The organism is Streptomyces sp. NPDC057010 (genome assembly GCF_042673805.1).
Lineage (GTDB): Bacteria > Actinomycetota > Actinomycetes > Streptomycetales > Streptomycetaceae > Streptomyces.
In genome coordinates this window covers 1-12,700 of record NZ_JBHUSC010000015.1, presented here as the reverse complement: position 1 = coordinate 12,700, position 12,700 = coordinate 1, and the positions used below count along the sequence as shown (strand labels likewise).

The following is a 12,700-nucleotide window of genomic DNA, read 5'->3' as shown; positions in this document are numbered from 1 at the left end:
GCCCGTGTGTCATGGTGGATCGGTGCCGACCGCCGTATCGCTGCCGGACGACTGGCCCGCGCACCCGGACCGGTCGCTCGCGCTGAACCGCATGGGCAGTTTCGACTGGGACCTGCTCACCGGTCTCATGCACATGGACTCGGCGGCCCTCGACGTCTTCGACACGACCCCCGACGAGTACGACGGGCGCCCGGAATCCCTGGCCCCGCGGGTCCCTCCCGCCGAGGCCACCCGGCTCGACGCCCTCGTCTCCAGCGCCCTCAAGAGCCGCGAGGACAGCTACGGCGCCTACTTCCGCATCCGCTGCCACGACGGGCGGCTGCGCTGGACCCACACCCAGGGCCGCGTCATGCGCGGCCCCGACGGGCGTCCGTACCGGATCATCGGCATCGTCCGCGACGCGACCGAGGAACTCAGCCACTCGGCCGAGCGCCTCGGCCTCGACGAGGAACGGCGCCGCCAGACCTCGGTGGTCGAGAGCACGACCGCGGCCCTCGCGCACGCCCGCACCGTGCAGGACGTCATCGACGCGCTCGGCGACGCCCACGGGCTGGAGCGCCTCGGTTCGATGGGCATGGTGATGGGCCTCGTCGAGGCCGGCCGGATCCACCTCGTCGCCGAGGGACCCGAGGGCAGCTTCGTCCCCGGCACCCGCTACACCCGCATCGACGAGCAGTACCCGATGAGCGAGGTCGTCCGCTCGCTCCAGCCGCGCTTCCTGGACTCGGCGCAGGAGTTCGCCACGGACTACCCCGGGCTCTGGACGAAGATCTCGTACATGAAGATCTCGGCGGCCGCCTACCTGCCGCTGATCGCCCAGGCCCGCCCCATCGGCGCGATCGGCCTGCTCTACCAGGACAAGGACGGCTTCACCCAGGACGAGCGGAACCTCCTCGTCGCACTCGGCAGCAGCATCGCCCAGAGCCTCCAGCGGGCCATGCTGCTGGAGCAGGAGCACGACCTGGCCGAGGGCCTCCAGCAGGCCATGCTGCCGAGGCGGATCCCCTCCGTGCCCGGCGCGGACATCGCCGTGCGGTACCGGTCCGCCCGGATGGGCCAGGACATCGGCGGCGACTGGTACGACGTGATCCCGCTGCCCGGCGGCCGGGTCGGCGCGGTCATCGGCGACGTCCAGGGCCACGACACCCACGCGGCGGCGGTCATGGGCCAGCTGCGCATCGTGCTGCGCGCCTACGCGGCCGAGGGCCACTCGCCGGGCACCGTCATGGCCCGGGCCTCCGTCTTCCTGCACGAGCTGGACACCGACCGCTTCGCGACCTGCACGTACGTGGAGGCCGACCTCACGACGGGGGTCCTCCAACTGGTCCGGGCCGGCCACATCGACCCGCTGCTGCGCACCCGGGACGGGGGCTGCCGGCGGATCCCGGTGGCGGGCGGGATGCCGCTGGGCCTCTCCGCCGAGTTCGGCCGCCTCGAATACCCGGTGACCACGGTGGAACTCGACCCAGGGGAAACGGTCCTGCTGTGCACGGACGGCCTCGTCGAACAGCCCGGCGCCGACCTCGACGACGGGATCCGCTTCCTCACCTCGCTGATCCGCAGCGGACCGGCCGACCTCCAGGACCTCGCGGACCGGCTCTGCGGGATCGTCGACGAGCGGGGCGGGGACGACGACATGGCGCTGCTCCTGCTGCGCCGCCAGGTGCAGGCCGCGCCCCAGGGCGGCGGCCGGTTCCAGCAGCACGTGGCGCCGGGCGACCCGGAGGCGCTGGTGGCGGCCCGCCACATGATCGGGGCGGCGGTGCGCGCCTGGGGCGCGGAGGACAGGGCCGACGAGATCGAGCTGGTCGCCGACGAGCTGATCGTGAACGCCCTGATGCACACGGACGGCCCGGCGATCGTCACCCTGCGCGTCCTGACCGGCCCCGAACGCCGCCTGCGCGTGGAGGTCGAGGACCGCTCCAGCGCGCTCCCGCGGCGGCGCGAGGCCGGCGCATCGGGGGTCTCGGGGCGCGGACTGATGCTGGTGGACCGGCTCGCGGACGCGTGGGGCGTGGAGTCGCGGGGCGGCGGCAAGTGCGTGTGGTGCGAGTTCGTGATGGCGTAGTGCCGGGACCGGCGCCGCCCCGTCCGCCGGGACCGGCGCCGGCTCGCGCTTCCCGCGGGGCCGGGGCAGGCTGGGACCATGCCGGAGTTGCCCGAGGTCGAGGCCCTGCGGGAGTACCTCGACGCCCACCTCACCGGGCGGGTGGTCGAGCGGGTCCTCCCGCTGGCCGTCAGCGTGCTCAAGACCTACGACCCGCCGCTGACCGCCCTGGAAGGGCAGACGGCCGGGCCCACCACCCGGTACGGCAAGTTCCTGGCCCTGCGGATCGGCGGGCTCCACCTCGTCACCCACCTGGCCCGGGCGGGCTGGCTGCGCTGGCAGGACACGTTGCCCACGCAGCCACCGCGCCCCGGCAAGGGCCCGCTCGCCCTGCGCGTCGTCCTCGAAGGCGGTGGCGGCTTCGACCTCACCGAGGCCGGGACCCAAAAGCGCCTCGCCGTCTACGTGGTCCACGACCCGGCGGACGTGCCCGGCATCGCCCGCCTCGGACCCGACCCGCTGGCCGAGGGCTTCGACCGGGACGCCTTCGCGGCGCTGCTGGAGGGGGAGCGGCGCCAGATCAAGGGCGTACTGCGCGACCAGAGCGTCATCGCCGGGATCGGCAACGCGTACAGCGACGAGATCCTGCACCGGGCCAAGGTCTCGCCCTTCAAACTCGCCGCCTCCTTCGACGAGGAGCAGATCACCCGGCTCCACGAGGCCGTCCGCGACACCCTGGGCGAGGCCGTCGAGCGGGCGCACGGGGTGGCCGCGGGGGAGCTCAAGGCCGAGAAGAAGAGCGGCCTGCGGGTGCACGGCCGGGCGGGGGAGCCGTGCCCGGTGTGCGGGGACACAGTCCGCTCGGTCTCCTTCGCCGACTCCTCCCTGGAGTACTGCCCGACCTGTCAGACCGGGGGCAAGCCGCTCGCCGACCGGCGGCTCTCCCGCCTCCTCAAATAGCCGGGCGCCGCATAGACTTCGGCACCATGGCCGAGGAGCAGCAGCAGTCGCCGCCCCGGCGCGAAGTCGTCACCGGGGTCCCCCGGGGCGCCCGCCGCCGGCCGCCCGCCCACACCCCGGCGCGCTCCGAGATCTCCGAACAGACCACCCTCGGCGCCACCTACGTACGGGCCCTCGTGCGCAGCCAACTGCGCGCCGCGCTGGGGGCGCTGGCCGCGCTCGCGCTGCTGGTCGGGACGCTGCCGCTGGTGCTGCTGCTGCCGCGCACCGGGTCGGGGCCGCTGGTGTGGGCGGCGCTGGGCGTGCTGGTGTATCCGGTGATGTGGCTGATCGCCCGCTGGTACGTCACCCGCGCCGAGCGCAACGAGGCCGATTTCACGGGCCTGGTGATGGACCCGGCCGAGGCTCCGGGTCCGGCTCCCCGCCGCCCCGCCTAACAGCGGCGCGTTCAGAAGAGGTGCATCGCCAAATGGCCCAGCGGCAGCCCGAGTTGCCAGGCCGGCGTCCACACCCGCGCGTTCTCGTCCAGCCCCGGCGGGGTGTCCGCGTGTCCGTGCCGGCCCGGGTCGAGGTTGGTGGCGAACAGCTCGGTGCGGTCCAGCCAGCGCCATGCCGCGCGGGCCAGCTCCAGGTCCGGCTCCTCGGCGCGGCCGCGCTCGCGGGCCTCCTCGCCCAGCGCGAGGAACCGGGTGTGCACCCAGTCGCGCCAGGGGTGCCCGTACGCCGTCAGCGAGAGCCACTCGTCGAGCTGGGAGACCACCCGGATCCCGGAGAGCTCCCCGGCCGCGTCCGAGAGGTAGATCGTCAGCGCGAGCGTGTCGCGCCCGGCCCGGAACTCCAGGGTGCTGACCGGGATCAGCCGGCCCGTGCGCAGCAGCTCGTCTGCGATGTACTCGGCGTAGAGCCAGGCCATGGGCACCGCAAGCCCGCCGTCACTGGTGCCGTTCATACCCTCGGGCTGCACCGTTCCACCTTCTCCCGCGCTTCGAGCGTCCCGTCGTCAGCCACGAGCCTTCACCCAGCGGCTCGCGGAGCGGGGGATGTTTACTCAACTTGCACGGTCTGATGCCTCATTCCATGCGGTTTCTGTCCGGTCCGCACGCTTTCGGGGCGTTCTCCGATCCCTTACCGCGAGCCGGGTCAGGCGCCGAGGCCGTACCCGTAGCCCTGGAGATCCTTCTTCAGGGCCCGAAGGGCATAGTACGTACGGGACTTGACCGTCCCGGCCGGTATCCCGAGCTCGGCCGCGGCCTCCGCCACCGAGCGGTCGCGGAAGTAGACCTGCACCAGCACCTCGCGGTGCTCCGGCCCCAGGGAACCCACGGCCCGCCGCACGTCGATGGCCGTGACCGAACCGGCCACCGCGTCCTCGGGCGCCGCCGCCTGCTCCAGCCCCTCCGCGTCCACCTCCTGCGGCCGGGAGAGGCGGGCCCGCCGGGCGTCGATCGCGAGGCGCCGGGCCACCGTGAACAGCCAGGGCCGCATGGACTCGTGCCCGCTCGACAGGACCTCCGGGTGCTGCCAGACCCGTACGAGGGTCTCCTGTACGAGGTCCTCCGCGCGCTGCGCGTCCCCGGCGGTGAGCCCGACCAGGAAACCGAACAGGGCCCGCCCGTGGTCGCGCTGGAGTTCGGCCAGGGCCTCGGGGTCCGTACGGATGAGGGTGGGGGAGAGCGGCACGAGGGGCTCCTTCCGGGGTGCGTGGGGGTCGGTGACCGAGGGCGACACGTCCACCCTGACCTGCACGGAGCCGCCCGGGAACCGTCCGGTCCAGGTGGTGCGCCCAAGCACCCGGGTCGTCCGGTGGGCGGCCGGGGAGGGCGGTGAACGGTCGAACGGCGCGGCGAACGGCAGCCCCTCCGGCGGCGGTCGAGGAGGCGGTTCCGGGCGGGTCCCGGCGCCGCCATCCGGGTGGTGCGGGGGCCGGTGGCCGGATCCGTTCCTTGACTTGAGGCGTCTCTTTCTATGGATTGCAGGTGATCCGATAGTCGTACTAATGAGAGCCGGGCAGATGAACAGGCACACCCGACGGGCCGTCACCCTCCTCTCGGCCCTCCTGCTGTCGGCGGCCGCCGGCTGTTCGGCCGCCGGGAACCCGGGAGCGGGATCGGCGCCGGCCCGCCTCGCCGAATCCGGCAAGCCCGTCCCCTCCAGCGCCGCGGGCTCCCCTTCGGCCAGGGGATTCACCCTGGTCGCGAGCGGCGACGTCCTGCCGCACACCTCGGTCATCCAGCGGGCGGCCGACGACGCGCCCGGCGACGGCTACGACTTCAGGCCGATGTTCTCCGGCGTCAAACCCCTGGTCTCCGGCGCCGACCTGGCCATCTGCCACATGGAGACCATCTACGGGGAGGAGGGCGGCCCCTTCTCCGGCTACCCCGCCTTCAAGTCTCCGCCGGAGGTGGCCGACGGCCTCAAGGACGCCGGGTACGACGGCTGCTCCACGGCCTCGAACCACACCCTCGACGACGGCGCCGACGGGCTGCGCCGCACGCTCGACCGGTTCGACAAGGTCGGCCTCAAGCACGCCGGTTCGGCCCGAACGGCAGCCGAGGCGGCCGCCGTGACCACGTACACGGCCGGGACCGCCAAGGTCGCGCACCTCGCCTACACCTACGACACCAACGGCTACCCGCTGCCCGAGGGACAGCCGTGGGCGGTCAACCTCATGAAGCAGGACAAGATCATCGCGGATGCGCGGGCCGCCCGGAAAGCGGGCGCGGACGTGGTCCTCGTCAGCGTGCACTGGGGCACGGAGTGGCAGACCGAGCCGGACGAGACGCAGCTCTCCCTCGGCAGGGCCCTGACCGCCTCCCGGACCGGCGGCCGCCCCGACATCGACATGATCCTGGGCACGCACGCGCACATCCCGCAGCCCTACGAGAAGGTCAACGGGACCTGGATCATCTACGGCATGGGCGACCAGGTGGCGGGCGAGATGTTCAACTACACGGGCGCACGCGACATGCGCGGCAACTACGGCTCCATCGGCCGCTTCACCTTCGCCCCGCCGGCGGCGGAGGGGCAGCGCTGGCAGGTCACCAAGGCCGAGTTCGTCCCCCAGATGATGGACCTGTCCATCGGCAGGGTCGTCAACCTCCCCGACACCCTCGCCAAGAACCCCGACCGCAGCGACTACGACAACGCCCAGGACGCCATCAGCGAGGCCGTCCTCAGCCGCGGCGCCGCCAAGGACGGCCTCACCATGGCCAGGTAGCCGGGCCGCTCGCGGCCCTAGGGCACGACGGTGACCGGCCAGCGGCCCGCCTTGACCAGGCGGATCGCCACCGAGCCCACGATGCGGTGGCCGGCCTGCTCGGAGGCGCCGACCACCACCGCGTCCGCCGTCAGTTCCTCCGCCGCGCTCACCAGGCCCGCGTAAGGGTCGCCGCGGAAGGTGTGGAACTGCCAGCGGACCGCGTAGATGCCCTTGAGGCGTTCCGCCGCCTCACGGATCTCCGCCACCAGGCCCTCGGCGATCTCCCCGGTGGTGTCGGCCACCGGCGCGCCCAGCGAGGCCCCCGCCGGCATCACCGGCTGGACGTACACCAGCGCCAGCAGGGCGTTCTGCCGCCGGGCCAGCCCCGCCGCGTAGGCCGCGGCCCGCAGCGAGGACTCCGACCCGTCGACCCCGGCCAGGATCACCTTCGGGCCGTCCGTACCGCGTTCGAATCCCGTGTTCACGTGCTCCGTCACCCTTCCGAGGCTATCCCGCTCGGCGCGCGGACGGCCGCCGCCCTCCCTACAGTGCGAACCATGAGTGCCACCGTGGAGGAGACGCGCGGAACCCGTAACCGCTTCCTGAACCGGGTTCCCGACGGATTCGGGGCGTTCTTCGGAGCGCTCGGCCTGCTGTGCGCCCTGCTGTCGCTCTCCCCGACGCTGCGCAGACTGCTGCGGCACGTCGTGCGCTTCCTGGACCTCATCGTCGTCCCGGTCAGCGCCAACCTCGCCTACGCGGTCTTCCTCTTCCTCCTCGCCGCCGCCCTCGGCACCCGCAAGAAGGTCGCCTGGTGGATCGTCGTCACCTATTTGGCCCTGCTGATCCTCGTCGACGTACTGACCATGGCCGACGGCGACTACTGGGTCGGCGTCCCCTCCATGGCCGTCGCCGTGGCCGCCATGGCCGTACTGATCGCCGCCCGCGCCGAGTTCTACGCCGCCTCCCGGCCCGGAGCCCTCTGGCGGGCCATGTTCGTGCTCGGCACCGGCCTGCTCGTCGCCGTCCTCCTCGGCTGGGGGTTCATCGCCCTGTTCCCCGGCACCCTGCCCAGGGGCCAGTGGCTGGACTGGGCCGCCAAGCAGGTCTTCGGCGGCCTCTTCTCCGCCCGGCAGTTCGACGGCCGCCCGCCCCGACCGCTCTACTTCCTGCTCGGCCTGTTCGGCGCCGTCGCCCTGCTGAACGCCGCCGCCACCCTCTTCCGCTCCCAGCGCCTGACCGCCGCCCTGCACGGCGACGAGGAGCCCCGGATCCGGGCCCTCCTCGGCGCCTACGGACGGAGCGACTCCCTCGGCTACTTCGCCACCCGCCGCGACAAGGCCGTCGTCTTCGCGCCCAACGGCAAGGCCGCCGTCACCTACCGCGTCGAAGCGGGCGTCTGCCTCGCCAGCGGCGACCCGGTCGGCGACCCCGGCGCCTGGACCCCCGCCATCGACGCCTGGCTCACCGTCGCCCGCCGCTACGGCTGGCAGCCCGCCGTCATGGGCGCCTCCGAGGACGGCGCCACCGCCTACGCCCGCTCCGGACTCAGCGCCCTCCAGCTCGGCGACGAGGCCATCCTGCACGTGGCCCACTTCGACCTCGACGGCCGCGACATGCGCGTCACCCGCCAGGCCGTCAACCGGGTCAAGCGCACCGGAGCCACCACCGTCATCCGCCGCCACTCCGCCCTCTCCGAGGACGAGATGCAGATGATCGTGGACCGGGCCGACACATGGCGCGACACCGAGACCGAACGCGGCTTCTCCATGGCCCTGGACCGGCTCGGCGACCGGGCCGACGGGGACTGCCTGCTCGTCGAGGCCTTCGACGCCCAGGGCGAGCTGATCGCCCTGCTCTCCTTCGTCCCCTGGGGCAAGGACGGCATCTCCCTCGACCTGATGCGCCGCGACCGCGCCGCCCCCAACGGGGTCATGGAGTTCATGGTCGCCCAGCTCTGCGCCGCCTCCCCCGGCCTGGGCGTACGCCGCATCTCCCTCAACTTCGCCGTCTTCCGCTCCGCCTTCGAGGAAGGCGGCCGGATCGGCGCCGGCCCCGTCCTGAAGCTGTGGCGCAAGCTGCTGCTCTTCTTCTCCCGCTGGTGGCAGCTGGAGGCGCTCTACCGCTCGAACGTCAAGTACGGCCCCGAGTGGTACCCGCGGTTCCTCTGCTACCAGGACGCCGGCTCGCTCGCCCGGGTCAGCCTCGCCTCCGGCATCGCCGAGGGCTTCGTCTCCGTACCCAGACTGCGCACCCTGTGGGGCAACGGCCATCCCAAGGGCCTCACCAACCCCGCCACCACAGAGGGGCTGCCCTCCATCGACTCCCTGGGCCTGGAGAGCGTCGGGGAGGAGGCCGAGGCCGCCGCCCGCGCCGAACGGCTGCCCGAACAGGTGCGCGTCCGCCACGACAAGCTGGAGCGCATCCGGGCCCGCGGCACCGACCCGTACCCGGTCGGCATCCGGCAGCGGACCCACACCGTGGCGCAGCTGAAGGCCGCGCACCCCGACCACCCGGCCGGCGCCCGCTCCGGCGAGGAGGCCACCCTCGCCGGGCGCGTCATGCTCGTACGCGACCTCGGCGGCGTGCTCTTCGCCGTCCTGCGCGACTGGTCCGGGGACATACAGCTGATGCTCACCCGCGACGAGACCGGCGCCGACGCCATGGACTCCTTCACCTCCCAGGTCGACTTCGGCGACCACGTCGTCGCGAGCGGCGAGGTCGGCGCCAGCAAGAGCGGCGAGCTCTCCCTGGTCGTACGGGCCTGGCAGCTCACCGGCAAGTGCCTGCGCCCCCTCCCCGACAAGCGCAAGGGCCTCGCCGACCCGGAGGCCCGCGTCCGGCGCCGCTACCTCGACCTCGTCGCGAGCCCCGAGGCCCGTGAGGTCGTACGGGCCCGCTCCAGCGCGGTGCAGGCCCTGCGCCAGGGGCTGCTGGACCGCGGGTACCTGGAGGTCGAGACCCCGATGCTCCAGCAGATCCACGGCGGCGCCAACGCCCGGCCGTTCCGCACCCACATCAACGCCTACGACCTCGACCTGTACCTGCGCATCGCGCCCGAGCTGTACCTCAAGCGGCTGTGCGTCGGCGGCATGGAGAAGGTCTTCGAGATGGGCCGCACCTTCCGCAACGAAGGCGTCTCCTACAAGCACAACCCCGAGTTCACGATGCTGGAGGCCTACCAGGCCTTCGCCGACTACGACGTGATGCTCGACCTCACCCGCGAGCTGATCCAGGGCGCGGCGACGGCCGCGTTCGGCACGCCGGTCGCGCACAAGGCGGGCCCGGACGGCAAGCTCGTCGTCCACGACATCTCGGGGCCCTGGCCGGTCAAGACGATGTACGGGGCGATCAGCGAGGCCCTCGGCGAGGAGGTCGACGCCGACACCGAGGAGCACGTGCTGCGGCGGCTGTGCGACCGGGCCTCGGTCCCGCACGCCCCCGAGGACACCCGCGGCGACGTGGTCCTGGAGATGTACGAGCGCCTCGTCGAGGAGCGCACCAAGCTGCCCACCTTCTACAAGGACTTCCCGACCGACGTCTCCCCGCTCACCCGGCAGCACCGCAAGGACCCGAGGCTCGCCGAACGCTGGGACCTGGTGGCCTTCGGCACCGAACTGGGTACCGCCTACTCGGAGCTGACCGACCCGGTCGAGCAGCGGCGCCGGCTCACCGCGCAGTCGCTGCTCGCGGCGGGCGGCGACCCGGAGGCGATGGAACTCGACAACGACTTCCTGGACGCGCTGGAGTACGCGATGCCGCCGACGGGCGGCCTGGGCATCGGCGTGGACCGTCTCGTCATGTTCCTCACGGGCCTGACGATCCGCGAGACGCTCCCGTTCCCGCTGGTGCGACGCGGCTGAGCGGTCCCCCGCCTGGTCCGAGCGGGTGACGGGGAGGGGGTGCGTCCGCGCCTCTCGACATCTCCGCCGATGTCGTTGATACGTAGTAATAATGAAAAATGACGAGCCGACAGTAGGGCGACGCGTGCTCCTGCGTACCGCCGTCTTCCTCGGAGTCGCGGCCGCCGCCGGACTGATCAACGCGGGCGGCGAGGGCGGGGTGGCGGGCCGCCCCGGCGCGCCGGGCGCCCCCGGCGGCGCGCCCGCCGGTGGCCCGGCCGGCGCCCCCGGACCGAACCCCGCGGCGGGAGCCCCCGGCAGGATCCACGAGCTGGCCGCCGAGAAGTCATACCGGCTGCGGCCGATGACCGCCGAGACCCCCGGCCGCCAGCGCGCCGCGAAGCCCGCCGTGCGGACCCGCCCCATCCTGGAGCTCCCGGCCGACGCGTCCGCGGCCGGCTCCATGGTCCTCACCTTCGACGACGGCCCCGACCCCCGCTACACCCCCGGGATCCTCGACACCCTCGCCCGCCACGGGGTGCGCGCCGTGTTCTTCGTGTGCGGGGAGATGGCCACCGAGAACCGTGACCTGCTGCGCCGGATGGCCGCCGAGGGCCACGTCATCGGCAACCACACCTGGACCCATCCGCTGATCCCCACGCTCAGTCGGCCGGGCATCGCCTCCGAGATCGGCCGCACCAGCGAGGTCGTACAGCAGACCGTGGGCGAGGCCCCGGTGTGGTTCCGGGCGCCGTACGGGGCGTGGAACCGGGCCGCCTTCGAGATCGGGGCGGAGCTGGGTATGGAGCCGCTCGCCTGGACCGTGGACACCCTGGACTGGAAGGAGCCCGGGACCGGAACGATCGTCTCCAGGGTCCTCGCGGGCGCCGGGTCGGGCGTGATCGTACTGTCGCACGACGCCGGCGGCGACCGCTCCCAGAGCGTCCGGGCCATCTCCTCCTACCTGCCCCAACTCCTCGCCCGCGGCTACCGGATGACCCTCCCGCCGCTACCGCCCCGCTGATCCGGGCGGCCGGAGGGCCGGCCCGCGGCCCGGCTCAGCGGGCCTCCACCATCCGGGCGAAGACGACCACGTTGCCGTCGTAGCCGCGGGCCTTCGAGTACCCGCCGCCGCAGGTGATCACCCGGAGTTCCGGGTGCCCGGTGTCCCCGTACACCCGGGCTCCGGGGAAGGCGTCCTTCGAGAACACCTCCACGCCGTACACCTCGAACACCGCCGTGCGCCCGTCGTACCGCTCCACCTCGATCTGGTTGCCCGGCTTCACCGAGCCCAGGCCGTAGAAGACCGCCGGGCCCTGGGCGTTGTCCACGTGGCCCACGATCACCGCGGAGCCCCGCTGGCCCGGCGAGATGCCGTTGAGGTACCAGCCGGCCAGATTGCGGTCCTGCGGCGGCGGGGCGTCGATCCATCCCTCCGCGTCCAGCCCGACCGTCATCACCGGAGCGTCCACGTTGATCGTGGGGATCCGGATGCGCTGCACCGACGAGTGCTCCAGCACCTCCATGTCCGAGGGCGGCGTCGGCGGATCCGCCGGCAGCTGGTCGGCCGTCACCGCGACGCGCGAGGCCGCGGTGGGCTGGGGCGGCCCGTCGTCGATGTCCACACCGTTGCGCACCATCGCGAGGCCGGTGAGCATGACCAGGGCGAGCACGCCCCACGGTGAGCGTCTGCGCGACGGCCAGGTCTCGTCCTCGCCCATCGTTCTCCCTTCCCGACGCGGGGGTCCCGACCCGCGTTCCTGTCCCACCCCTGTACGCCCTACTTCACGCACGCTAAGGCTGCCTAGGCAGGACGGCGAGAGGGGAGGGGCGAACGGGTGGCGGGGCCGGGAAGGGGCCGGAAGAGGTGCGCCCATCCAGGTAATCGTCACATAAATGCCTGACGGGTCGTGACCTGCGGATCCGTCAGCTGCGTCGTCCGCGCTTCGGCGTGTCGCTCAACCGGGCGGCCCAAAGGCGAAAATGCGGAGCTTGCGGGCCGGCCCGAGGGTTCAACGTGGGAGGCGTTCTCGTCGATCATCCGGGGCCGACGCTCCGGGGCGCTTCCCGCTGGAGGTTCCACCATGCGTGTTTTCCGCGCTCTCACCGTGACGGCGGCAGCCTGCGCCGCGATCGGCCTCAGTGTCCCCTTCGCCTCCGCGAACGCCCCGTTGGGCGGGGGCGGCGGTCCCAGCAACATCTCGGTCAACCCGTACGCCGTACACCAGGGATCCACGATGCAGGTGAGCGCGTCGGGCTGCGGTCACGGCGGTACGGTCGCGTCGCCGGGCAACTTTCCGCCGGCCAACCTGTCGGCCGGGTCGATCGGCTTCGCCACCGTCCGGATCTTCAACCACGCCTCTCCGGGCACGCACACGCTGTCGGTCAAGTGCAACGACAACAGCCTGGTCGCCACCCACCGCTTCCGGATCCTCGAAGGCAACCCCTCTCAGGGCGGCATCGGCGGCTCCTTCGGCCCGTCCACCGCCGAGACCGCCATCGGCGCGGGCCTCGTCGGCGCCGCCGCCCTCGGCGCGGGCGCCCACGTGATGCGCCGCCGCCGTCCGATCCGCGGCCGCGCCTGACCGGCAGACCTCCCCGGTCAGGCAAGGAAAACCGCCGGTCGCCCCGAGTCCTGGCCAGGACTCGGGG

11 protein-coding genes are annotated in these 12,700 nt (G+C 72.9%); 7 read left to right on the top strand and 4 right to left on the bottom strand.

All coding sequences use genetic code 11. The features are described 5' to 3' along the window. The first annotated feature begins 4 nt into the window (after positions 1–4). The 3 genes from ACFTXQ_RS16065 (at position 5) to ACFTXQ_RS16055 (ending at position 3,444) form a co-directional block, all read left to right on the top strand. Complete coding sequence (locus tag ACFTXQ_RS16065) at positions 5–2,068, top strand: SpoIIE family protein phosphatase (RefSeq protein ID WP_382641054.1); 2,064 nt, start codon at positions 5–7, stop codon at positions 2,066–2,068. A 78-nt stretch (positions 2,069–2,146) separates the two neighbouring features. Further along, on the top strand, positions 2,147–3,007 hold the full coding sequence (locus ACFTXQ_RS16060) for an Fpg/Nei family DNA glycosylase (protein ID WP_382641051.1): 861 nt from the start codon (positions 2,147–2,149) through the stop codon (positions 3,005–3,007). Positions 3,008–3,033: 26 nt separating this feature from the next. Continuing rightward, positions 3,034–3,444, top strand: a complete 411-nt coding sequence (locus ACFTXQ_RS16055; RefSeq protein ID WP_382641048.1) for a hypothetical protein — start codon at positions 3,034–3,036, stop codon at positions 3,442–3,444. A gap of 11 nt (positions 3,445–3,455) precedes the next feature. Here ACFTXQ_RS16055 and ACFTXQ_RS16050 read toward each other — a convergent pair whose 3' ends face one another. Further along, complete coding sequence (locus ACFTXQ_RS16050) at positions 3,456–3,956, bottom strand: hypothetical protein (protein WP_069922841.1); 501 nt, start codon at positions 3,954–3,956, stop codon at positions 3,456–3,458. Positions 3,957–4,147: 191 nt separating this feature from the next. Then, entirely contained in the window at positions 4,148–4,687 is a 540-nt protein-coding gene (locus ACFTXQ_RS16045) for a sigma-70 family RNA polymerase sigma factor (protein WP_382641045.1), read from the bottom strand. Between the two features lie 331 nt (positions 4,688–5,018). Between ACFTXQ_RS16045 and ACFTXQ_RS16040 the strand changes: the two genes are divergently transcribed. Then, positions 5,019–6,224: a CapA family protein gene (locus tag ACFTXQ_RS16040; protein ID WP_382641042.1), complete on the top strand. Its 1,206-nt coding sequence runs from the start codon at positions 5,019–5,021 to the stop codon at positions 6,222–6,224. 17 nt (positions 6,225–6,241) lie between these two features. On the opposite strand, the gene ACFTXQ_RS16035 is transcribed toward ACFTXQ_RS16040, so the two are convergent. Next, positions 6,242–6,703, bottom strand: coding sequence for a universal stress protein (locus ACFTXQ_RS16035; protein WP_382641039.1), 462 nt, complete (start codon positions 6,701–6,703; stop codon positions 6,242–6,244). Positions 6,704–6,763: 60 nt separating this feature from the next. Here ACFTXQ_RS16035 and lysX point away from each other — a divergent pair, with 60 nt between their 5' ends. Beyond that, complete coding sequence (gene lysX, locus ACFTXQ_RS16030) at positions 6,764–10,069, top strand: bifunctional lysylphosphatidylglycerol synthetase/lysine--tRNA ligase LysX (RefSeq protein WP_382641036.1); 3,306 nt, start codon at positions 6,764–6,766, stop codon at positions 10,067–10,069. 91 nt (positions 10,070–10,160) lie between these two features. After that, complete coding sequence (locus ACFTXQ_RS16025; protein ID WP_382641033.1) at positions 10,161–11,072, top strand: polysaccharide deacetylase family protein; 912 nt, start codon at positions 10,161–10,163, stop codon at positions 11,070–11,072. Between the two features lie 34 nt (positions 11,073–11,106). Here the strand turns inward: ACFTXQ_RS16025 and ACFTXQ_RS16020 are convergent, their stop codons facing one another. Continuing rightward, entirely contained in the window at positions 11,107–11,769 is a 663-nt protein-coding gene (locus ACFTXQ_RS16020; protein WP_382641030.1) for a class F sortase, read from the bottom strand. A 363-nt stretch (positions 11,770–12,132) separates the two neighbouring features. Between ACFTXQ_RS16020 and ACFTXQ_RS16015 the strand changes: the two genes are divergently transcribed. Beyond that, positions 12,133–12,633: a hypothetical protein gene (locus tag ACFTXQ_RS16015; protein WP_382641027.1), complete on the top strand. Its 501-nt coding sequence runs from the start codon at positions 12,133–12,135 to the stop codon at positions 12,631–12,633. Positions 12,634–12,700: the final 67 nt, after the last annotated feature.